Origin of the sequence: Streptomyces zagrosensis (assembly GCF_014203645.1) — a bacterium.
GTDB classification, from domain to species: domain Bacteria; phylum Actinomycetota; class Actinomycetes; order Streptomycetales; family Streptomycetaceae; genus Streptomyces; species Streptomyces zagrosensis.
Genome location: NZ_JACHJL010000016.1, coordinates 75,371 through 98,462, shown reverse-complemented (window position 1 = coordinate 98,462; position 23,092 = coordinate 75,371). Strand labels below are relative to the sequence as shown.

Annotated in this window: 12 protein-coding genes and 3 pseudogenes; 7 read left to right on the top strand and 8 right to left on the bottom strand. The window is 69.2% G+C overall.

The features are described from left to right. Positions 1-280: 280 nt before the first annotated feature. Positions 281-7,849, bottom strand: a complete 7,569-nt coding sequence (locus tag FHS42_RS26410) for a type I polyketide synthase (protein ID WP_184576178.1) — start codon at positions 7,847-7,849, stop codon at positions 281-283. Positions 7,850-8,108: 259 nt separating this feature from the next. Here FHS42_RS26410 and FHS42_RS26405 point away from each other — a divergent pair, with 259 nt between their 5' ends. Both FHS42_RS26405 and FHS42_RS26400 read left to right on the top strand, forming a co-directional pair. After that, the gene (locus FHS42_RS26405; protein WP_184576176.1) at positions 8,109-9,257 is read left to right on the top strand and encodes an SDR family oxidoreductase; all 1,149 of its coding nucleotides are present in this window, start codon (positions 8,109-8,111) and stop codon (positions 9,255-9,257) included. Positions 9,258-9,336: 79 nt separating this feature from the next. Beyond that, positions 9,337-10,260: a class I SAM-dependent methyltransferase gene (locus tag FHS42_RS26400; protein ID WP_221476895.1), complete on the top strand. Its 924-nt coding sequence runs from the start codon at positions 9,337-9,339 to the stop codon at positions 10,258-10,260. 476 nt (positions 10,261-10,736) lie between these two features. On the opposite strand, the gene FHS42_RS26395 is transcribed toward FHS42_RS26400, so the two are convergent. The 3 genes from FHS42_RS26395 to pflB form a co-directional block, all read right to left on the bottom strand. Beyond that, on the bottom strand, positions 10,737-11,597 hold the full coding sequence (locus tag FHS42_RS26395) for a universal stress protein (RefSeq protein WP_184576174.1): 861 nt from the start codon (positions 11,595-11,597) through the stop codon (positions 10,737-10,739). 201 nt (positions 11,598-11,798) lie between these two features. Next, positions 11,799-12,599: a pyruvate formate-lyase-activating protein gene (pflA, locus tag FHS42_RS26390; RefSeq protein ID WP_184576172.1), complete on the bottom strand. Its 801-nt coding sequence runs from the start codon at positions 12,597-12,599 to the stop codon at positions 11,799-11,801. Next, positions 12,596-14,857, bottom strand: a complete 2,262-nt coding sequence (gene pflB, locus FHS42_RS26385; protein WP_184576170.1) for a formate C-acetyltransferase — start codon at positions 14,855-14,857, stop codon at positions 12,596-12,598. Before pflB ends, pflA begins: the two co-directional genes overlap by 4 nt. 477 nt (positions 14,858-15,334) lie before the next feature. Here pflB and FHS42_RS26380 point away from each other — a divergent pair, with 477 nt between their 5' ends. Both FHS42_RS26380 and FHS42_RS26375 read left to right on the top strand, forming a co-directional pair. Then, positions 15,335-16,234, top strand: a complete 900-nt coding sequence (locus tag FHS42_RS26380) for a universal stress protein (protein ID WP_184576168.1) — start codon at positions 15,335-15,337, stop codon at positions 16,232-16,234. Positions 16,235-16,447: 213 nt separating this feature from the next. Beyond that, entirely contained in the window at positions 16,448-17,452 is a 1,005-nt protein-coding gene (locus tag FHS42_RS26375; protein WP_184576166.1) for a 2-hydroxyacid dehydrogenase, read from the top strand. Here FHS42_RS26375 and FHS42_RS38725 read toward each other — a convergent pair. The 3 genes and pseudogenes from FHS42_RS38725 to FHS42_RS26360 form a co-directional block, all read right to left on the bottom strand. Beyond that, on the bottom strand, positions 17,449-17,784 hold the full coding sequence (locus FHS42_RS38725) for a universal stress protein (RefSeq protein ID WP_184576164.1): 336 nt from the start codon (positions 17,782-17,784) through the stop codon (positions 17,449-17,451). The two genes, FHS42_RS26375 and FHS42_RS38725, sit on opposite strands and share 4 nt — an antisense overlap. Next, positions 17,726-18,211, bottom strand: a pseudogene (locus tag FHS42_RS26365) (RNA-guided endonuclease InsQ/TnpB family protein); the annotation flags it as partial. The gene FHS42_RS38725 and the pseudogene FHS42_RS26365, both read right to left, overlap by 59 nt. Before the next feature lie 114 nt (positions 18,212-18,325). Then, a complete protein-coding gene (locus FHS42_RS26360; protein WP_184576162.1) occupies positions 18,326-19,552 on the bottom strand; it encodes an MFS transporter in 1,227 nt (408 codons plus the stop codon). A 77-nt stretch (positions 19,553-19,629) separates the two neighbouring features. Between FHS42_RS26360 and FHS42_RS26355 the strand changes: the two genes are divergently transcribed. Beyond that, positions 19,630-20,001: a MerR family transcriptional regulator gene (locus tag FHS42_RS26355; protein WP_184576160.1), complete on the top strand. Its 372-nt coding sequence runs from the start codon at positions 19,630-19,632 to the stop codon at positions 19,999-20,001. A gap of 861 nt (positions 20,002-20,862) precedes the next feature. Next, positions 20,863-21,141 (top strand): annotated as a pseudogene (tnpA, locus tag FHS42_RS26350) (IS200/IS605 family transposase); the annotation flags it as partial. Between the two features lie 109 nt (positions 21,142-21,250). Here tnpA and FHS42_RS37470 read toward each other — a convergent pair. After that, positions 21,251-21,382: pseudogene (locus tag FHS42_RS37470) on the bottom strand (universal stress protein); the annotation flags it as partial. Between the two features lie 457 nt (positions 21,383-21,839). On the opposite strand from FHS42_RS37470, the gene FHS42_RS26345 reads away from it, so the two are divergent. After that, on the top strand, positions 21,840-23,063 hold the full coding sequence (locus tag FHS42_RS26345; protein ID WP_184576157.1) for an arginine deiminase: 1,224 nt from the start codon (positions 21,840-21,842) through the stop codon (positions 23,061-23,063). The last annotated feature ends 29 nt before the right edge of the window (positions 23,064-23,092 follow it).

The following is a 23,092-nucleotide window of genomic DNA, read 5'->3' as shown; positions in this document are numbered from 1 at the left end:
GAGCGACCGGCCCTGGTCAAGATGTGTTCATGAGCGTCGCACTCACAGTGGACGCGGTCGCGCTGTCCGTGCGGGGCGCGGCTCGAAGCAACGATCCGGCAAGGTGCTGCCGATCTGGGGATCGGTTTCAAGGTCTCGGACGCCGGCGGGCCTTCGGAGGTGTGACCTCGTCTGGCCGAGCGAGCCCGTCCGCGCTCTGGTGGTTGTTGAGTGAGGTCGTGAACGCGAACGCGGCCCCCGCCGGCCGGGGTGAGTGCGGCTGGCGGGGGCCCGCTTCGGTTCAGTCGATGGGTGCGTTGGTCGGATCGCCGTCTGGGCTCTTCGCCTGGTGCGGGATGGTTGCCTCGAAGGTGGCGTCGGCCGTGTGGACTCCGAGGCGCAAGTACACCGTCTGAGCGACGTCCGCGAGGGTTCCGGTGGAGCTGCGCAGCAGCTCCATGGGCGGAATATCGACGGCGAAGCGCTCGTTGAGGGTGACCAGGAGTTCGGTGGCCATCAGGGAGTCCAGCCCGTAGGTGTCTAGGCGGCGGTGGGGGTCGAACTGGCTGCTGTCCATGTGCAAAATGTCCGTCATGACAGTGACGAGGGCGTCGGTCAGGTAGACGAAGGAATCCTCGGTCTGCATCTCAGCCAGCGTGTGCACTAGTTCCTCCCTGTCAAAGCCCCCCTCGGTGTTCTTCGGCACCAGCGCGCTCAGCCGGGGAGTGGTCATGGACGCAGCCAGCATCTTCATGCCGCGGCTCCAGTTGCAGCGCAGGACGCCGGCCACTTCGATGTCGGTACCCATGAGCGTCGTGGCGGCGGCGAGGGCCTCTTGGGAGGTGAACGCTTCGAACCCGATGGCGGTCAGGGTCTTGTGCAGGTTGCTGCGGGCCACGTAACCGGTGTCCCCGATGGCGCCCCAGGCGACGGCCAGCCCCGCCAGTCCTTGCCGACGGCGGCGGCGCACGAGGGCTTCCAGATACACGTTGCCGGCCACATAGGCCGCCTGCTTGATGTTGCCGACGGTGGCTGCTGCTGAGGAGTACATCAGGAACAGGTCGCAGTCACTGTCTCGCAGGAGCAGGTCCAGCACGGCCGCGCCCGTGATCTTGGGCGCCAGCACTGCGGCGATCCGGTCTTCGTCCAGTTCGGTGAACAGGGCGTCGTCCAGGTGCATCGCGCAGTGCACGGCTCCGCGCAGCGGGTGCCCCGTCGCAGCGATGCGGGCGGCGACGGCCCGCATGGCTGCGAGGTCGGTGACGTCCGCCGAATAGGCCGTGGCCGTCACGTGGCGGGCGGTGAGTGCGGCCAGGACCTCGTCGGCCTCGGGTGACTGGGCACCGCGGCGGCTGACCAATGCCACATGACGGGCACCGTGGTCGGCGAGCCATCGGGCGGTGGCTGCGCCGAATCCGCCGGTGCCGCCAGTGACGAGATACGTGGCGGCCCCATCCAGCCGGAAAGGTGGGCTGATGGGTTCCACGAGGGGTGGTTCGTCCAGCGGGTCGAAGGCGACGACGACCTTGCCGATGTGGCGCGAGTGCTGCATGAGCTGGAATGCCTCAGCCACGCGCGCGGCGGGGTACACGGTGTGGAGCAGCGGACGAAAGCGATCCTCTTTGAGGTCCTCGAACAGGTCGGACAGCGCCGCTTGGGCCTGCTGCTTGTCCAACAGCAGCTTGGTGAGGTCCACGCCGAAGAAAGCGATGTTGTTACGGAACGGGCGCAGCGCCAGCGGCTTGTTCTCATAGATGTCCCGCTTGCCAAGTTCCAGGAATCGGCCGCCCGGCCGCAGCAGTTCCAGGCTGCGGCCGATGGCTTCACCTGCGAGCGAGTTGAGGACGATATCGACGCCGCGTCCTTCGGTGATTTCCTGCACGTGGACGGCGAAGTCCAAGGTGCGGGAGTCCAAGACGTGTTGCACCCCCAGACTGCGCAGCAGCTCGCGCTTGAGGTCGCTGCCGGCCGTGGCGATGACGTGAGCGCCATGAGCGTGTGCGTACTGGATCGCGGCGAGGCCAACACCACCTGCGGCACCGTGCACGAGGACGGTCTCACCGGGTTGCAGGCGAGCGAGATGTCCGAGGCTGTAGTGCACGGTGGTGAAGGCGACCGGCATGGTGGCCGCTGCGGCGAAGGGCACCTGGTCAGCCAGCGGCCAGACGGAATCGGCGTTGGTCACGGTGTGGGAAGCGAGCGAGGCTGGCGCCATCCCTGCCACGCGGTCGCCGGGCGACAGTTGGGTCACACCCTCCCCGCAGGCGATGACGACGCCTGCGCACTCCAGTCCGCAGCCTTTGGCGGACGGTGTGCCCTCGATGGCTTCTGTGGGGAGTAGGCCGACGGCCTGCATGAGGTCTCGGTAGTTGAGCGCTGCGGCGCGTACTTCGAGCAGGATCTCGCCGGGGCCGGGCTGTGGCGTCTCCTGCTGTTGCCAGGCAAGCCGGTAGGACAGGCCAGGGTTGTCCACTCGCAGGGTGAACGAGGCGTCCGCGTTGACAGGCCGGGCCGGACGCCGGTGGCTTTCCCGGGGGACGAAACGGTCCGCGGCGGTCAGCAGGACCTCGTCCTCCTCGGTGGCACGGAGCAGCTCCTCGGTAAGCCGGTCGGCGTCATGCTTGGTATCCGCGGTGCGTTCCAGGGCAATGCGGTGACTGGTCAGCCCGGGGATCTCGTTGACGAGGCTGCGGGTCATGCCCCAAAGGGCGGCGTCCAGTTCCTGCGGGGTGCCGGGGGCGGGCATGGTGCCACAGGGGCGCGTGACCAGCCACAGTTCCGGCGGGGTGCGCTGTGGGTCCGCGTTGACCGCGAGCATCAAGGCACGTAGGGCTGCGGCCCGTTGGCCGGCCACCGCGGTCAGCTCCTGTGGCGCCTCGTCCATCGTCTGCGCCAGGATCAGGACGACCGCGCGGCGTTCGGTGCCGGTAACGGTGTGAACCTGCGACAGCATCTCCGTCCAGTCGCCGTCGTTGCTGGTCATCTCCGCGGTGCGGGCCGTGCCACCGGCTTGGGTGATCGCTGCGCTGACGGCCTCGGCAAGCTTCCGCTCAGCAACCGACTCGACGGCCAGGACGAAGGCACTGGTGTCGGCCCTCTGCGGTGTGGGGTTCGGTGGCTGGGCCAGGGGCCGGGGCGAGGTCGCGGCGAGCAGGACGGAGAAGTCTTCGCGTAGCGGGCCCTTGTCGTGCCCGGTTTGCAGGACGTCACTGAAGCCGCAGCGACGCAGCAGGTCCGGCCATGAGTCACGGGACAGTACGCGTGAGTGGGGGCGCAGTTCGGTGTCCGTGGTGCTGTAGAAGCTATCCAGAAAGCCGAAGTAGGGCAGCAGGTATTGCGGGTTGTGCGCTTCGGTGGCCAGCAGGTGTCCGCCAGGTGCCAGGAGGTCGGCCACGTTGTGCAGGGCATCAGCAAGGACGGGTGCGGTGTGCAGGCATACTCCGGCGACGACGAGGTCGAAGCTGTGTGGCGTTAGGCCTTGAGCGGCGGGGCTCTGGGAAAGGTCGAAGGTGCGGTACTCGACGAAGTCGTATGCGGTGAAGCGGTTTTGCGCCCGGGGGAAGACGGAGGCGGAGATATCGCTGAAGCAGTAGCGGGTTCGATCGGGCGGCAGCAGCGGCAGCATTGCCGCCGCCGTGGTCCCTGTTCCGGCGCCTACTTCCAGGACGCGCAGTGTCCGGCCTTCGGGCCACTTCGCAACGATCTCCCGCAGGAGGGCCTGAGCGACACGGTTGCAAAACCGCGTGGGAGGCAGGAGATCGTAGAAGTGTTCCAGCGCCTGCGCGGTGTGCTCCTCCACGATGAGGTCGAGAGGATCTTGTGCACCACGCAGTAGTGCTTCGAAGTTGGCGTTGAGGCGGGCGCAGAGGCTGACGGCCGCGGTGGAGTCCGGAGCGTTGTTGACGATGTCCCGCAGCAGGTGGTCCGTGCAACGGTCGGTTGGTGTCAGCTGCCACTCTCCCGGGTCGTTCGCGACGACCAGGCCCAGCCTTTGCATCTCGGGCAGGACGAGCGCGAGCAGGCGTGTGTGCTTCTCCAGCACGCCTGCTGTCACCAGGCAAGCCATGGTGAAGGGAGCCGCCGGGTCGGCCAGCATGGCGGCAATGGCTGAGGCTGTCCGACGGGCAACCACCTCCCCCGGCATCTGGAGGAGTTGAGCGCAGCGGTCCGGCAGTTGCTCCCTCAGTTGGGCGATGCGGTGTGCGGCTGCCTGGCCGATGTCTTGCGGTGCGGGCAGCGGGGAAAGGGCTGCGGGGCTGTCGGGGCGCGGTGCCGCCCTGAGCTCTGTTTGGTGAACGGTGATGGGTGTGCGGCCCGTTGCCGTGACGCGGCGCAGTCGGCAACCGTCCAGTTGCGCGGTCACCTGTCCCTCGTCGTCAGCGACGACGATGTCCCAGCACACTTCGTGTGCGGTGCGGCTGCGTTCACGTACTCGCATCACGCCGGTGGGGGTGGGGTCGCCCCAGACCCGCAGGGCGCCAATGCTCGCGGGCAGAAAGACGGCCTGGTCGGCGGCGAAGTCCGGCAGCAGTGGAGCTCCGGCCTGGAGCGCGCCGTCGAGGAGGGCAGGGTGAATGGTGTAGGGCTGCCCCGGCGCGTCGTGGCGGTAGCGGGCCAGTGCTTCGCCGTCACCGACGTCGAGGCTTGTCAGCACCTGAAACGTGGGCCCGTACGTGAGGCCCGCGGCGGCGCAGGCCGCGTAGTGCTCCTGGCCGTTGAGGTGGCGCGGGCAGCGGGCGCCCAGCGTGTTCAGGTCCAGGTTTGCGGGACGGGGGTGCAGCAGCGCACGGATGCGGGCCTGGACGTGCGTGCGCGGTTGCGGATTGCCCGTGGTGGTGCTTGTGAGGGTGAACGTTCCGCTGTCGGGGTGTAGGGCTGCCTGGATACTGACGGTCGGTGCTTCGGGCCAGGGCACGACGAGGGCGGACTGGATGTCCAGATGCTCGACCTCGACGGGCGTGCCGAGCGCCTGGCGGCCTGCGGCGAGGGCCATCTCCGCGTAGCCGGTGGCCGGCATGACGACAGAGCCTGCAACGCGGTGGTCGGCGAGCCAGGGGACCAGGCCCGGCTCGACAGTGCCTTCCCACACCGGGTGGGGTGCGCCGACGCGTGAGCCCAGCAGCGGGTGTACGAGGGCACCGTGCCGGTACCAGGTGTCGGGATCGCCGTTCCAGTGGCGTTCGCGCTGCCACGGGTACGCGGGCAGGGTGGTGACGTGTCCGGGGCGCGGAAAGTATCGCTCCCAGTCGGTGTCCGTTGCCCCGGCCGCGATCAGCGCAGCCGGCACCACGCTCAGGGCGCGGCGGCCTTCCGTCTTTCGGCTCAGCGTGGGAATGAGGGTCGCGCTTGTACCCGGTTGTGCGGTGGAGATGCGCCGCAGGTAGGTCCGCAGTACGGGATGGGGCCCGATCTCGACGAAGATGTCGCCGCCGTCGTCGATGACTCGTTCGACGGCTGCCGCGAACAGAACCGGTCGGCGTACGTTGTGCCACCAGTAGTCGGCATCCAACGCGCTGCCCGGCAGGCTACAGCCGGTCACCGTGGAGTACAGGGGGACGTCGCCCTCACGGGGCTCAAGGTTCCTCAGCGCCGTGGTGAGGGGCTCGCGTTGGGGGTCCATGGCGCGGCTGTGGAAGGCGTAGTCGAGTTCCAGGTCGCGAAAGAAGACACCGCGGTCGGTGAGCCGGGCGCCGAGCTCCGCTAGGGCCTCGGCATCGCCGGCGACGGTGACGTCCAAAGGGCTATTGACGGCGGCGATCTCCAGTGCCCCGTCCCATGTGGCGATCTCGTCGGCCGCGTTCTCGGCGCAGAGGCCGACGGCTGCCATCCGGCCCGTACCTGCTGTCGCGGCCTGCACCCGGCTGCGCTCGGTGATGACCTGTGCGGCCTCGGCGAGGGTCAGGGCGCCGGCGCTGTAAGCGGCGGCCACTTCACCCACGCTGTGGCCGAGGACCATCGCGGGGACGATGCCCTGTGCGCGCAGCACGGCTGCGATGCCCACCTGCACGGCGAACAACAAGGGCTGGGCGATTTCCGTGGCGTCCAGCCGCCACGTGTCGGCGGGCAGGCCGAGTGTGTCGAGGACCGACCACCCCAGCCGTGGGACGAGTTCACGGTCTACGTCCTCCACAGCCGTGCGGAAGACGGGGTCCGCAAGGAGGTCGGCGCCCATTCCTGCCCATTGAGACCCGTTGCCGGAGAAGACGAACGTGACGTGGCCGCCGCGTGCCTCTTCGGCCACTGCCGCGGACGCTGGGGCCTCAGCCTCTACGGTGCCCGCGGGCGCTTGGAGGGTGTCCTGGCCGAGGTGTCCGGCGAGGGCGGCGAAGCTCTGGGCGGCCTCCTTGGGCGAGTGTGCCAGGACGGTGGCTCGGTGTTCGTGCAGGCCGCGGCGCCGGCAGGAGGTGTAGGCGAGGTCGTAGAACTCCTCCTCGTCGGCGTGGGACAGCCGTTGGGCCATGGCGACCGCGGCGGCCACCATCGCCTGCGGGGTACGGCCGCTGGCCATCAGGGGCAGGCCCTCGGGCGGTGGTGCCGGCGCGGCGGAAAGGTGACGCGATGGTGCGGCGGTGAGGGCCACATGGGCATTGGCGCCGCCGAATCCGAAGGAATTGACGCCCACAACGGGCCGCGCGACGGTGGGCAGTTGTTGTGTTCGGGCATTCAGGCTCAAGCCGAGCCCGTCGAAGTTGATGTCCGGATGCGGGGTCTCGGCATGCAGCGATGCGGGAGCGACACCGTGCCGCAGAACCAACAGCGCCTTGCACAGGCCCGCCATGCCCGAGGCCGGCTCCAGGTGGCCGACGTTGGTCTTGATCGAGCCGATGGGCAGCGCGCCGACGATGCGGCGGACACCGAGAGCACGGCCGATGGCCTGTGCTTCCAGCGGATCACCGACCGGTGTGCCGGTGCCGTGGGCTTCGAAGTAGACCACGTCGTCCGGGTCGATTCCGGCCTCGGAATAGACGCGGACCAGCAGTTCCTCCTGCGCTGCGGCGCTGGGCAGAGCGAGCCCCATCGTGTGCCCGTCGCTGTTGCTGCCGCTGCCGAGGATGACACCGAGCACTCGGTCCCCGTCAGCGAGGGCGTCCGGTAGCCGCTTGAGTACGACCACGCCGCCACCTTCCGCGCGGACGAAGCCGTCGGCGTCCGCGGAGAACGCCGCGCAGCGGCCAGTTCTTGACAGCATCGACGCCTGGGAGAACGCCACGTAGTGGTAGGGGCTGAGGAGAAGGTTCGCACCGCCGCACAGTGCTGTGCGGCTACTGCCTTCCCGCAACGTGCGGCACGCGCGATCCAGTGCCACGAGCGAGGACGAACAGGCGGTGTCCACCGCCAGGCTGGGGCCACGCAGGTCGAAGGCGTGGGACAGGCGGTTAGCCGCGACGGAGGATGCCGCGCCTGACATCGTGTAGGGGTTGACCGTGTGCAGCGACAACATCTGCATCATGCCGTAGGAGGCGTCGGAGATGCCGACGTACACGGCGGTGTCACTGCCGGCGAGCTGATCGGGAGCGAGGGCCGCATCGTCCAGCGCCTCGGCAGTTAGTTCCAGCAGCAGCCGGTGCTGCGGGTCCATGTGTGCGGCTTCCTTCGGGGAGATACCGAAGTAGGCGGCGTCGAAGCCGGCCACATCGTCGAGGAAGCCGCCGGCCGCTGTGTAGCTCTTCCCGGTGCGGGCCATGTCAGTGGTCACGATGCGGCGGGCGTCGAAGCGGTCGGCCGGAACCTCACCGATCGCGTTGCGCTCTTCCAGCAGGGCGTCCCACAGGGCGTCGAGGCCGTGGATGCCCCCAGGCAGGCGACAGGAGGCGCCGATGATGGCGATGCCTTGGCGGAGAGCGTCGGGGTGCGCCGGTTGCTGTGTCACGTGCGACCTTTCACTGTGCGGACTCGGACAGCAGCGCACGGTAATCGCCAGCACGGTGTAAAACGCGCGAAATGCACGCAGCTCCCGGTGTCCTGGCAGAGAAAGAACCCGGACGAGTGGTCGGGTGCAGCGGGTGACCGCTCGCTCATGCGGGTGATCGTGAGTGATCGTGCCGGACTCACCCGAAGTTGTCGGCTGCGGCCTGTAGCGTCCTTCCCCTCGCCGCCTCCCGGCTTCGCCCCTCAGCGAGGAGACTCCCGTGTCCGTTCTACTCACCGGTGCCACTGGATTCCTCGGCTGCCGCCTGCTGCGCGAACTACTCGCCCACGGCCAGGACGAAGTGATCGTCCTGGGCCGCGGCACGCCCGAAGACTTGCGCCACCGCGTGGAAGCCGCGGTGCGGTGGCTGCGCACCCCGCCCCTCACCCCCGACGCCCTCGCGGCCGTCCGTTACGTCAGCGGCGACCTGACCAGGCCGGGCCTGGGTTTGCGGCCGGCGGAACGGGCCCAACTCACGGGCAACTTGTCCGCGTTGTGGCATTGCGCGGCCCTGCTCCAGTTGGGCAGCGACCCAGCGCCCCTGCACCTCGCGAACGTCGTGGGCACCCGTCGCATCCTGGACCTCGCCGACGAAGCCCCCGAAGCCCGTCTGCTGCATGTCAGCACCGCATACGTCGCCGGGCGGCGGGCAAGCGGCGTCGTCATGGAAGACGACCTGCTGCACACGGCAGGATTCCAGGTTCCCTACGAAGAGTCGAAGCACACCGCGGAGCGCCTTGTCCACGCCTGGGCGCAGCGCGGCGAACGCGCTGTCACGGTGTTCCGCCCCAGCCTGCTGGTCACCGACCGACCCGTCCCCGACGGTCTGCCCAGCCAGCCTGCCGACGCCATGCTTCGCCCGCTGGAGCGTCACTTGGGTAGCTGGGCGAAGCAGGTCTCACCGGTGCGCGGACTACTGCACCGGCCGCGCGGTGAGGTAGACCGCCCGAGGGCCATGCACTTGGGCGTCACGGGTGATCCGCAGGGCAGCCTCAACATGCTTCAGGCCGACTACGCTGCGCACGCCATGGTGCGAGCCGCAACTCGCCTCACACCGACACCAGGCGTACGCACCCTGCACGTCACACACCCGCACAACGTGCTGTTCGCGACCGCCGTAGCGGCCCTGCGGACCCGTTTCCCGGACCTGACCGTGACGATGACGGAGCAGCTGTCCCGTCCGACCCTGCTGGAGCGCCAAGCCGCCCGCCTCGCCGAGGCCTCGCTGCTGGCGTACAGCACGCACCGGCGCACCTACGACCGCACCAACCTCATCGCCGCGCTCGACGGCCTGCCCGACCCCGCCCCGGTCGATGAGAGCTATCTGAGCCGGGCCTTCGGCCGCGCCGAGGTACCGGTGGCCGGCTGAGCATCACCCCCCGCGTCCGAGTCGGCCACTGGCGCGCCGTCAGCACCGTGCCTCGCTCGGACCAGCAGAGAGATCCCCAATGGTCACACGCGTACGAAAGCTTGCCGACGCCTACAACGACACCAGCATCATCTTCCGCTTGCTCCGTCACTTGGGCTGGGGAGACCTCGTCAACCTCGGCTATTACACCCTTCCCTCGCTGCCCGCCGTCTGCGGCGGACTGGCCTTCTTCCAACGGTCCCTGGCACGCCGGTCGTTGGCGCTGCTGGATGCGGTACCCGGTGATGTCGTGCTGGACGCCGCCTGCGGACGCGGCCACACCACGGCGGCCTTGGCCGACACGTCATGCCACGCACTGGGCATCGATCTCCAGCCCCAGCAGATCGAGTTGGCTCGCGCACGCTTCGGTCACCGGCCTCGAACCTCCTTCGCCGTCGCCGACATGACCCGCCTGCCGGCGCAAGCCGCAGGCGTGCGACTCACCCCCGGCAGCGTTGACCGCGTTCACTGCCTGGAGGCCGCCTTCCACCTGGGCCCAGCCGGCCGCCGTGCCTTTCTCGACGAGAGCTACCGGGTGCTGCGCCCCGGTGGCCGCCTGGTGCTGGTAGACCTGACCTGGCCCGACACAGCGCCGCGGACACTCGCCGAGTCTGATCCACACCGGCTGGTGCGCGACACGTGGCAGTTCGAGGACTTCAACAGTCCCGAGCGCTACGTTGCTCACGCCAGCGCCGCCGGTTTCGACGTTCGCGCGATGCTGGATTGGACCCATCCGGTCGTCCGCCGTTCCACCGGGCTCCTGGGCTTGTGCAGCCTCCTCGTGTCCTCCCCCACCGGCCGCCACATGCTGCGTCTGCGATGGCCCGGTCTGAAAGACCTCACCCCTCAGGACTGGCAAGACCTCGCTACCGTCCTACGAGCCCACCAGGCACTGGGGCAAGTGGCGGGCTACCACGCCCTGGTCTGCAACAAGCCCGGGCCCTCAGCCACGCACAGGCCGTGACAGCCATGTGAGGCGTCAAATGAGCGCACCACAGCGAGCGTTGTCCCTACATCGCTGTCCCGACATTGTGGATACGGCCATGACCGGCCATGCGGCAGCTGTCCATGTAAGGGGCGATGTCTCGACGCTGTCTCGTATCGGCTGGGCGCAGCTGGGCCTGCACGGGCCCTTACGAGCGTGGCCGGGAAGCTGCGTGATCCGGGACTTCGCCAGGTACCCCGGTTTGAGCACCACCGACGGACGACGGGGCGATCGCGGTCGGGTGAGCGGCGCCCCCGTCCGACTCTTTGGGCGCCCCCTCGCCACATGCGGCGAGGGCCAGCGTCAACGCGGTCGCCAGCACGGCGGCGCGCGGCGCACGCCGTCTTCGTCTCGGCCCTCCCCTGCGACTCCCCTTGTTACGCGTCGAGTTGGTGGGTGACATCGGCGACGATGGCACGTGCCCGCGACCGGCACCACAGCAATCGAGGAACTCCTCAGACCAGCCGCGCGCCGGATGGAACCATGACGACGGGGGCGTGGGAGTGGTGGAGCAGGGCGTGTGTGACCGGGCCGAGTTGCATGCCAAGGCCCGTGGTGCGGCGGTGTACGGCGATGACGATGGCCGTCGCCTCTTGCGTCGCCTCGACCAGGGTGCGCGCCGGATCGCCCCGTACCGTCCGTGTTTCCACGTCCACGTGTGGGTACGTCACCCGCCACTCGGACCCCGCCCAGTCCGGCGGCCCTGCGGCCTGGTCGGCTGCCGCCGGAGGGTCACCCGACACGCTCCCGACGGGGCCGGGCCGGGCATGCACGGTCAGCAGTCGTGCCTGCTGCCGCACGGCCTCCTCGAAGGCGAAGGCGGTGGCGGCCGAGTCCGCTGCCGTTCTGACGCCCAGCACGACCGTCCGCTCGCGCGGCTGCTCGGGCCGGCCAGGCTGGTCGGAGGTGCCTCGTACGACGAGCAGCGGGCTGTGGCAGTGGGCGGCCACCCGGAGTGTGACCGAACCCAGCAGGAGCCCGGTGAAGCCGCCGCGCCCGCGCGTGCCGAGCACGGTCAGACGCGCGTCGCCGCTTCGGCGCACGAGCACGCTTGCGGCGTCCTCCGGGACTGAGGTCGTCACGACTGGTAGGGCGGGGTGCTGGTCGGCCACCCGCCGCAGGGCCGCGCCCAGGATGGCCGACGAGTCGTCGGTGGGTTCGTAGGCCCCTCCCCAGGACCAGCCGTGCACGATCTCCAGCGGTACCGCGCGGCGCCGGGCCTCGGTCGCCGCCCGGTCCAGGGCCGCCATCGCGGGAGGCGAACCATCAGTGCCGACGACTACGTGGTCACGAGGAGCTGTGGTGGATGCGTTCATCGCGCCCTTCCCATCCGAGAGTGGCTGGCCGGGGCGGTACAGCCGGGTGGTCGTGTCGGTCGGCCCAGCCACGACGACCGCCCGCACCGCCGTTCCTGGGTGCCAAGCCAACGGTGTCCGGCGAACCGTGTCACCGGAATTGGGCCACAGGCGCACCGCCCCCGGCGCACTGGCCGTAGCGCGGGCCCGGCCGCGCCCGCCTCAGTCGGCCCGCAGCCCATGGGCCCGGAACTGCGCGCGGACCCGGGCGGTGGTCTCGGCGTTGGGCGGTGGCGTGTTCGCCAGTGGGAAGGGGATGCCCAGGGCCTCGTACTTGGGGGCGCCGAGCTTGTGGAAGGGCAGGACGCTGACGCGTTCGACCTCGTCGAGGCCGGCGATGAACTGGGCCAGACCGTCGATGGCCGCCGGGTCGTCCGTCCATCCGGGTACGAGTACGTAGCGCACCCAGGTGCGGATGCCGAGGCGGCTCAGTCGGGTGGCGAAGGACAGTGTCGGCGCCAGCTTTCCGCCGGTGAGAGATCGGTAGGTGCCGGCGTCGAAGGACTTGATGTCGAGCAGCACCAGGTTGGTGTGGGACAGCAGCTCGTCGTCGGCGCGGGCGCCGAGGTAGCCGGAGGTGTCCAGGGCGGTGTGCAGCCCCATCTCCGTGCAGCGCCGCAAGATCTCGCCGGTGAAGTCCGGTTGCAGGAGCGGCTCCCCACCGCTGATGGTCACGCCGCCGCCCGCCGCGCGGAGGAAGTCACGGTACTTGGCGATCTCGGCCACCACCTGGTCCACGGTCATCGAACGGCCGTCCCGCATGCGCCAGGTGTCAGGGTTGTGGCAGTACAGGCAACGCAGCGGGCATCCGCTGGTGAAGAGCGTGAACCGGGTGCCGGGGCCGTCAACGCCGGTCGCCAGGTCCCACGAGTGAACACTCCCTGTGCTCCCTTCCCCGCCGCGCCCGCCGGCGGCGGCCCGGGCGCGCTCCGACCGGGCCGCCGCCGTGGGTTGGGCGTTCACGCCGCACCGTGGAAGGTGCGGCTGATGACGTCGCGCTGCTGCTCGCGGGTGAGCCGTACGAAGTTCACGGCGTAGCCGGAGACGCGGACGGTCAGGTTCGGGTAGTTCTCGGGGTGCTCCATGGCGTCTTCCAGGGTGTCCCGGTCCAACACGTTGACGTTCATGTGGAAGCCGCCGGACGCGACGTAGGCGTCGAGGAGGCCGACGAGGTTGCTGGCCCGCTCGTCGGCGCGACGGCCCAGGCCGTCTGGGGTGATGGTCGAGGTCAGGGAGATGCCGTCCCGGGCCTGGTCGTAGGGGATCTTGGCGACCGAGAGGGCCGAGGCGGCCATGCCGTGCAGGTCTCGGCCGTTCATGGGGTTGGCGCCCGGCGCGAAGGGTTGGCCGGCCCGGCGGCCGTCGGGGGTGTTGCCGGTGTGCTTGCCGTAGACGACGTTGGAGGTGATGGTGAGCACCGACTGGGTGTGCTCGGCGTCGCGGTAGGTGGGGTGCCGGCGGATCTTCTCCATGAAGGAGCGGACCAGGTCGACGGCGAGGGTGTCGGCGCGGTCGTCGTTGTTGCCGTAGGCCGGGTAGTCGCCCTCGGTGACGTAGTCGACGGCCAGGCCGGTATCGTCGCGGATCACCTTGACGCGCCCGTACCTGACGGCTGACAGGCTGTCGGCCGCGACGGACAGGCCGGCGATGCCGCAGGCCATGGTCCGATGCACGGGGTGGTCGTGTAGTGCCATCTCCAGTCGCTCGTAGGCGTACTTGTCGTGCATGAAGTGGATGACGTTGAGCGCGTTGACGTAGGTCTCGGTCAGCCAGTCCAGCGTCCGGTCGAAGGCCGCCGCAAGCTCCTCGTACTCCAGGTACTCGCCGGTCAACGGGGTGGTGGCCGGGGCGATCTGCTCGCCGCTAACCTCGTCGCGGCCACCGTTGATCGCGTACAGCAGCGCCTTGGCGAGGTTGACGCGGGCGCCGAAGAACTGCATCTGCTTGCCGACTGCCATGGCGGAGACGCAGCAGGCGATCGCGGTGTCGTCTCCGGTGCGCGGGCGCATCAGGTCGTCGGACTCGTACTGGATGGAGCTGGTGTCGATGGAGACCCGGGCGCAGAACTCCTTGAAGCCGCGCGGCAGTTGCGGCGACCACATGATCGTCAGGTTCGGCTCGGGCGCGGGTCCGAGGTTGTAGAGGGTATGGAGGAAGCGGAAGGACGTGCGGGTCACCAACGGGCGGCCGTCCGTGCCGATGCCGCCGATCGACTCGGTCACCCAGGTGGGGTCGCCGGAGAAGAGTTGGTCGTACTCCGGGGTGCGCAGGAAGCGCACGATGCGCAGCTTGATGACAAAGTCGTCGATCAGCTCCTGGGCGCGCACCTCGTCGATCCGGCCTTCAGCCAGGTCGCGCTGGAGGTAGACGTCGAGGAAGGTCGAGGTGCGACCGAGCGACATCGCGGCGCCGTTCTGTTCCTTCACGGCGGCCAGGTAGGCCAGGTACAGCCACTGCACGGCCTCGTGGGCGTTCCGGGCGGGCCGGGAGACGTCACAGCCATAGCCGGCCGCCATCTCCTTGAGCTCGTTCAAGGCCCGGATCTGCTCGGCGATCTCCTCGCGGTCGCGGATCACCGGCTCGGTGGAGGGTTGTTCCGCGAGGCCCGCCACCGCGTCCCGCTTGTCCGCGATCAGCCGATCGACGCCGTAGAGGGCGACCCGACGGTAGTCGCCGATGATGCGGCCCCGACCGTAGGCGTCGGGCAGTCCGGTGATGATGCCCGCCTTGCGGGCCGCCCGCATCTGGGGTGTGTACGCGTCGAACACGCCGTCGTTGTGAGTCTTGCGGTAGGTGCTGAAGACGCGCTGCACGAAGGGGTCCGGCTCGTAGCCGTAGGCCCGCAGGCCGTTCTCCACCATGCGCAGGCCGCCGCCCGGCATGATCGCGCGCCGCAGCGGGGCATCGGTCTGGAGGCCGACGATCAGCTCAAGGTCCCGGTCGATGTAACCGGGGGCGTGGGAGGTGATGGTCGACGGGGTGGCGGCGTCCACGTCGAGGATGCCCTTGCGGCGCTCCTCGGGGAACAGCGCCGTGAGCTTGGCCCACACGGCCCGGGTGCGCTCGGTCGGCCCGGTCAGGAAGCCGTCGCCTCCCTCGTACGGGGTGTAGTTGGCCTGCACGAAGTCACGCACGTCGATGTGGCTCCGCCACCGCTCCCCCACGAAGCTTCGCCACTGCTGGGCGAGGTCACGTCCATCGGTCTGTGCCACCACGGTCATCGCTGCCTCCACGTCCGAAGCTGTCCGCGGGAGGGCGAACATGCTCTCGTTCTCGATACTGGTTCACCGCTCGCGGCCGGCCCCAGGGCCGGGTGGGGCGCCCCGCGGTGCCCTCCGGTCCGTTCCCCGCCCCCGGTCCGGGCCATAGGTCCCGGCTTTGCCGGGACCGTCGGGCCGCCGCCGTCGATGGCCGCGAGCCGGTGGCGATCGGCTCGCGACGCCGTGCGGGGTGCACCGGTCCGCGCCGGTGGCCGCCGGTGGCTGGCTCCGGGAAGGGCTCCGTGGCCATCGGCGGCGCGGTGCTCGTCCGGGGCCCTGGTCTGTGCTGCGAGGGGCCCGCGGCAGGGTCGTTCAGCGGGGGACGGGGGTCCTGGTGGCCCTTAGCGGGGGTGGCATCGACTGGCCAAGCTGGTTGGCGTACGGGCTCGTTGGGCCGACTACCGGCCACCCGTGCCATCCCGTCTCGGAGGTGCCCTCATGCTTCGTCCTGTCGCCGTTGGCTTCGATGGTTCACGGGAGAGCCTGGCCGCCGCTCACTGGGCCGCACGCGAGGCGTTGCGGCGTGGCCTGCCGCTGCGGTTGGTGCAGGCGTACGAGCCGCGGCCGGACGGCCGTGGGGGCAGCGTGGCCGACACCAGGGCATTGCAGGCCCAGGGGCGGCTACGCCTCGCCGAGGCGGGCCTGCGTCAGTGCCACCCCCGTTTGGCGGTCGCCCCCGAGCGACCTGGTGCGCCGGCCACGCAGGCTCTGTTGGACGTCGCCGAGCGGTCGGAGATGCTCGTCATCGGCTCCCGCGGCCACGGTGGTGTGACCGGGTTCCTGCTCGGTTCGGTCAGCCTGGCCACCGCCGCGCGGGCGGCCTCGCCGGTCGTGTTCGTACGGTCGAGTGAGTCCTCGGTCGACGAGCACCTCGCGGACGAGGACGGGTTGCCGTCCGTGGAGACCCCCTACCGTGACGTCGTCCTGGGCCTTGACCTTCGCCGGCCGTGTGACGAGTTGCTCCGGTTTGCCTTCGAGACGGCGGCGGCGCGCGGCAGCGGGCTGCACGCGGTCTACGCCTGGCACCTGCCGGCGGAGTACGGCTACGAGGCCGGACCGCTGGTCGAGCGGACCGGGCCGCGCTCGGGCTCCGAGGCCGCGCAGGCGTTGGCCGGCACGCTGCACCGTTGGTGCGCCAAGTTTCCGCAGGTCACCGTGGTCGAGCAGGTCACCGCGGGCAGGGCTTCACGGGCGCTGCTGCGCGCAGCGTCCGAGGCGGGCCTGCTGGTCGTCGGGCGCGGCACGCGCCGCTCGGTGGTCGGCATGCGGTTGGGGCCGGTCGCGCACACGGCCATCCACCTCGCCCGGTGCCCCGTCGCCGTGGTGCCGCACGACTGAGGGTCAGCGGGCCGCCCCGCGCGTGGTGGTGAGGTGGGTCGGCCGCGGGCGCCTCGCCGGATCGGCCCGCCTGGGGGTGCGGCCTGGCCACAACCGCCTGGCCACAACCGGCGGCCCCGGCCAGACCGCAAGGACCAGAAAGCGTCCACTTTGGGCGTATTTGCTCTACGCGGTGCACACTCACGCCAAGAACCGACGAGACAGAGAGTCCCCATGGAAATCCTTGCGTACGGCGTACTCGCGGACGAGCGCCCACTGCTGGAGCGGGCGTTCGCGGGCGCGCACGATCTGTGCTGCCTCGACCTCTTCCTCAACCGGCACACCGCGTCGGCGGCGGCCGGGCACGAGGTCGTCAGCAGCAGCGTCAACGACGTTCTGGACGCCCCCACCCTGCGCGCCCTCGCTGATGGCGGCACCCGGATGATCGCTCAACGCTCCACCGGCTACAACAACATCGACCTGGAAGCGGCGCGCGCCCTGGGCATGGGCGTGAGCCGGGTCTCCTGCTACTCGCCCTACGCGGTCGCGGAGTTCGCGTGGACCCTGGCGCTGGGTGTCAACCGCAAGACGGTGCGGGCCGTGAGCCGCACGCGCGAGTTCGACTTCCGCCTCACCGGCCTCATGGGCCGCGACTTCCACGGCCGCACCGTCGGCGTGCTGGGCACCGGCCAGATCGGTACCGCGTTCGCGCGCATCGCGCACGGCTTCGGCATGCGGCTGCTCGGCTGGGACGTCATCGAGAACCCCGAGTGCCGCGCACTGGGAATGGAGTACGTCGACAAGGACCGGCTGTTCGCCGAGGCGGATCTGATCAGCCTGCATGTGCCGCTGCTCCCGGAGACGCACCACCTGGTGGACGCGGCGGCGCTCGCCCGGATGAAGGACGACGCGATCCTCGTCAACACCAGCCGCGGCGGACTCATCGACGCCGGCGCGCTGGTCGAAACGCTGCGTGCGAACCGGCTGGCCGGGGTGGGACTCGATGTCTACGAGGAGGAGGCCGGGGTCTTCTTCTTCGACAGGTCCTTGGAGGTGATGACGGACGACACGCTCGCCCGGCTGATGTCCTTCCGACACGTCCTGGTCACCTCCCACCAGGCGTACTTCACGCAGGAGGCGGTGGGCCAGATCATCGAGACGACCGTACGCAACGTCGCGGACTACCTCGCGGGCCGGGACAGCGAGAACACCCTCGTCCGGCCGGGCGGGCGAAGCTAATTCCTCACCGCCAGGCTCACGGAGCCCAACAACACGCCGGCCAGCATCCCTCGTCCGCGGGAGCCAACGACCAGGGCATGGGCGTGGGCGCTCGCCCGTCGCAGCACGGGTACGGTCTCCTCCGGCAGCACGTCGGCCGTCACCTGCACGCCGGGCGCACGTCGCTCCACCCGCTCCAGAGCCTCGACGGCCAGCCGATCGACGGCCTCCTGGCCACCCTCGCAGTGCGGGCCCGAGGACTGGGTGAGCCCTTCTTGACTTCCGCTCGCCGGGCTAGAACCCGAGGGTTCCTGCCACGGTCGGGTGACCGTCTCGGTGGGTTCCTGCTTCACCGCGCTGGGCCGGTAGGAGTACCGGTCTCACCTGCGCTCCACAGGCTGACACCGCCAGTCCGGCGGCCTTGGCGACGTTGACCGCCGCGTTGATGTCCCGGTCGAGGACGGCCCCGCAAGCCCCGCACTCCCACACGCGAATGTGCAGGGGCTTGGGGCCGTCCTTGACGCCACACTGCGAGCAGACCTGGGAGGTCGGCTCGAACCGCCCGATGCGCAGGAAACTTCGGCCGAACTTCACGGCCTTGTACTCCAGCACCGTCACGAACGCGGACCATCCCGCGTCGTGGACGGACGTGGCCAAGCGCGTACGGGCGAGCGCCTTCACCGCCAGGTCTTCAACGGCGATCGCTTGGTTATCGCGAATGATCCTCGTCGAGAGCTGGTGGTGGAACTCGCGCCGTGCGTCGGCCACCTGCGCGTGCGAATCGGTATCGATCTCTATGCCACGGTCTTGTGTCTCGTTGCTCGCTACCTGGCGGCGGATGCAAGAGGAGACGCCACTGATTACGCCTGCGCGCCGTTCTCAAGTGTCTGATGGTCACGCATCCGGTGCGGAGGTGGTCACGTGTTCGAATGTGCGGCTGGTGAATCCGTGCCGACGCGTGCCGACGACGATAGCGAGCGTGGGGAGCAAGAGGGCGAGTGCGATCCAGCCCAGGGAGGGAGGTCCCAGCACGTTGAGGGTGATACCGCCGATGATCCCGCCTGCGGCGATCCCGATGTTCCAGCATGTGGTGAGGAGTGCTTGTGCGACGTCGCCTGCTGCACCCGCGGCGTCAGCGATCGCGGTTTGCAGCAGGGTTGAGGCACCGCCGTACGCGAGTCCCCACAGGGCTGCACTGGCGTACACGAGAGCGGGGGTACCGGAGAAAACACTCAAGATGAGAGCGGCTGTTGCCAGGAGCGTGCAGGCGAGAATCATGAGCGTGCGCAGGTGCCGGTCAATGAGTACGCCGGTGAGCCAGATGCTCACGAGTGAAACCAGACCGAAGGTGAGTAGCACCGAATCGACCTGACCTGCCATGTCGAGCGGGGCCAGGAATGGGGCGATGTAGGTGAAGAGGATGTTGTGTGCGAACACGAACGTCAACGTCACGACGAGGATCGGGGCGACCCCGGGTAGGCGGAACGTGTGGAGCAGCGGCAGTCGTGCGCCCTCGGATTGGCCGGGGAAGTTCGGAACGCTGGCGATCACCCATACGAGCAGTGCGAGAGTCACCAGCGTGATGATCCCGAATGCGAATCGCCATTCGACGGCCTTGGCGAGGAACGCTGCTGCGGGGACCCCGACGGACAGTGCAACAGTCCCGCCCGCCATGGCGATGGCCATGGCCTTGCCGCGCTGGTGCGCGGGAACCATCCGCCGAGCGTATCCGGCAAGGAGCGCCCAGAGCATGCCGCCGACGATGCCGCCGAGGAATCGCGCGGCCAGGGTGAGCGCGAAACTGTCGGAGATGGCGGTGACAGTGTTGGCGATCGCGAACCCCGAGATCGCGAACAGCAGCAGGTGCTTGCGTCGCCAGCCGATCGTAGCTCTCGTCAGAGGGACCGCCGCGAGAATCGCCCCGATCGCGAAGACCGTGACGCTCTGCCCCGCAGCCGCCTCACTCACTTCCAGGTCGCGGCTCATCTGCGACAGCATCCCGGCGGGCATCGTCTCGGTCAGGAGCGTGATGAACCCTGTGGCAGCCAGCGCCAGCAGACCCGCGATGGGGAACCGCGTCTCAGCGGCCAAAGGGGGTGGTGATGTATCCGTTCGCGTCATATCGTTATCATCAATGTGTGACATTAATGTGAGGGTCAAGTGCGGTTGCATCGCAGCCCAGACGCGAGGGGTGAGGGATGCAGATCGGGGAGCTTTCTCAGCGCACGGACACGCCGGTGCGGATGCTCCGTTACTACGAGGAACAAGAGTTGATCGAGTCCGAACGGCTCCCTAACGGGTACCGGCACTACGAGGACTACGTTGTCGATCGGGTGCGGCAGGTCCGGGGCTTGCTCGATGTCGGCCTGCCGACGCGGATCATCAAGCAGATCCTTCCTTGCTTGGACAGTCCGCAGGCGATACATCTGCCGTACGTCACCCCAGACATGATTGCGACACTCGAACACGAACGCGACCGGATGGCAGAGAAGATCGATTGCCTCACGAAGAATCACCGAGCCATCGACGACTATCTCCACGCCGTGAGCCACGAAATCCGAGCTTCCTGATGAGGCGCCCCCGTACGTCTGCTGACCGGCGGCGCCTGACAGCGTCGGAGCAGGACGGTGCGGAGTGACGGCCTGGATCGGGACTGATCTGCCGTTACGCGAACTGGAGTGCTTTGCGGTGCTCACAGTCGAGTTGCATTGCCCGCTCCGGCCGGGCCGGTGAGGACGAGCCGGGCGGGGCAGGTGGCGCGGTAGTAGGCCAGCATGTCCGGCAGCGACCCCGCTCCCGGCGACGGGTGCTCCCCGGCATGGATCTGCCCGGCGGGCAGGGCCGTCGCGGCGCGAGCCGGAGCGTGCTGTAGGACGTAGCGCAGGTCGATGTGCTGGGAGTCGTCGCCCAGCAGCTGCCGATGTACTCTGCCCTCGCCGTCGGCGACCTGCCGCTCCAGCGTTTTGGCCCGGCTGCTCGCGAGCTCCGCGTCGCACCTTCCACCGGCCTTCGCAGCGCCATGAGCGCTACGGTCAGACAGGCCGCTCCCAGAGGAACACCGAGCACGCCGGCTGCATCGCCACCCGCCAACCCTCCGTAAGCGATCTGCCAGACCGCGGAGACCACGCTGGCCAGCACCAGCACCAACACGGCACTCGCCGCGCCCACGAGTAACCATCTGCGCCGCTGACGGCGCCCCCGACCGGAATCACAGACCGATGATGCGCGAACGTCACCGCACTGCGCGACCGACGTTCCCCTTCCGTGCCGAAGTCCGCCAGATGCGCAGTCCACGATCACGGGGCCCGATCCCCTGCGCCTGACGCGGCTTCAGCGTGCCGTCTATCTCGCGAGTTCGAGCCCGTACAGACCTCATCAGATAGACGTCAAGCTTCAAGGACGCCCACCTGACGCGCAGGGAAGAGATCATGCGTGCCGTGTGCGCCGACTTCGAATGCGAGCTGGTCGAGTGCAACGGCGAGAACAACCACGTCCACCTGCTCGTGCACGTCCCGCCGGAAGTTGCCCCGTCCAAGCTGGTCAACAGCCTCAAGGGCGTCAGTTCCCGCAGGCTCCGCCAGGAGTATCCGCAACTGGTCCCACACTACTGGCGGGCACAGCGGCTGTGGTCCGGCTCGTACCTCGCCGGGTCGGTCGGCGGGGCTCCACTGTCGATCGTGAAGCAGTACATCGAGCAGCAAAACCGGCCCGTCCGAGCTGAGCTCGACAGTGCGGACCCGTGCGCACAGCGCGAGTCAGAGCACTTCCCACAATCGCGTCACCACCGGGCTAAAGCCCGGTGCACTGCGATTGAACCCGGTAGCGCTCCCACAGCGACGCGTGCAGCAGCCGCAGCGGCAAGCCAAGGCGGGGCCGCCTCGTCCACCGCCCAGTCCACGGCACGCAGGCTCGACCGCGTCCCGTCGCGCCTACGACCAGGGGGCGCTCCATCTCTCCCACCTGCCTTTCTCGGGTTTGGCGCCTGGAGTGCCGCCTCCACCATCGCGGCCGATTTGCCGTGCGGACGATGGCCGTTGGGCACAAGGGGCCTGGGGCCGGTCGGCCCTCGGTCCCCGCCGGCCGCGCACGGCGCGGGGCGGTCGCCGCCCCGGGCCGAAGGCGGGCGGGGTACGCGACCTCCCGCGCCCGGCCACACCACGTTTCCCCCGCCGCACGAATCCGGCGGGCCCGGTAGAGACGAACGGCCTTTCGCCCCGGCCTTTCGGGCCCGGCGCGAGTGCCGAACGGCCGGGCGGCCGGGACCTTTGCCGCCCGTCACGGAGCCGGTTCACCGGCAGAGTTCAGGTGTACGGCGCGACGCCTCACCCGCCACCGGCCCAGGGCCGCCGCGAAGAAGTTCAGCCCACGCGTACGGCGCCCACCACTTCCCTACCTTTCGAGGAGCACCATGTCCTTTCACGTCGACTCCGAGACCGGGCGCTTGAAGCAGGTGATCCTGCACCGCCCCGATCTGGAGCTCAAACGGCTCACTCCCACCAACAAGGACGCGCTGCTTTTCGACGACGTGCTGTGGGTCAAGCGCGCCAGGGAAGAGCACGACGCCTTCGCCGACACCCTGCGCGACCGCGGCGTGCGGGTCCACCTGCTGACCGACCTCCTCACCGAGACGCTGGCCAGGCCCGCAGCGCGGACGCTGGTCCACGATCGGGTCTTTGACGAGCGGGAGTTCGGCCCCCTGGCCACGGACCGACTCCGGGCGTTCTTCGACTCGCTCGCCCCTGACGAGCTGACCACCTGTCTCATCGGTGGGATCACCAAGCGGGAGTTGGTGCACCGCGCCGGGAACATACCGAGCGTCCGCCTGCACGCCATGGCCCCCGACGACTTCCTGTTGGCCCCGCTGCCGAACCACCTGTTCACTCGGGACACCTCCTGTTGGGCGTACGACGGGGTGAGCATCAACCCGATGAAGAAGCGGGCCCGCCGCCGGGAGACCGTGCATTTCGAGGCCATCTACCAGCACCACCCGCTGTTTGAGAAGGGCGAGTTCCAGCGGTGGGCGGATGGGCAGAGCGCCTACCCGTCCACCATCGAGGGCGGTGACGTCCTGGTCATCGGCAACGGTGCCGTACTGGTCGGCATGAGCGAGCGCACGACGCCGCAGGCCGTGGAGACCCTGGCGTTGCGCATGTTCGCCGCCGGGTCGGCCCGCCGCGTCGTGGCGCTCGACCTCCCCAAGAGCCGCAGTTTCATGCACCTGGACACCGTGCTGACCATGGTCAGCGGCGACACCTTCACCGCGTACGCCGGCCTTGGCATGCTGCCGTCCACCACCATCGAGCCGGGCCCCGACGGCACCGGGCTCCGCACCACGGCCAACGCCCCTGAGCAGATGCACGCGGCCATCGCTGACGCCCTGGGTCTGGACTCGATCACCGTGCTCAGCGCCACCCAGGACGTGCACTCCGCCGAGCGGGAACAGTGGGACGACGGCTGCAACGTGCTGGCCGTCGAGCCGGGCGTGGTCGTCGCCTACGAGCGCAACGTCACCACTAACACGTTCCTACGCCACCACGGCGTCGAGGTCATCACCATCCGCGGCAGCGAGTTGGGCCGCGGACGGGGCGGCCCTCGCTGCATGAGCTGCCCGGTCGAACGCGATGCCGTCTGACAGCGGCCAGGCACCCGCCGCCTTCTTCC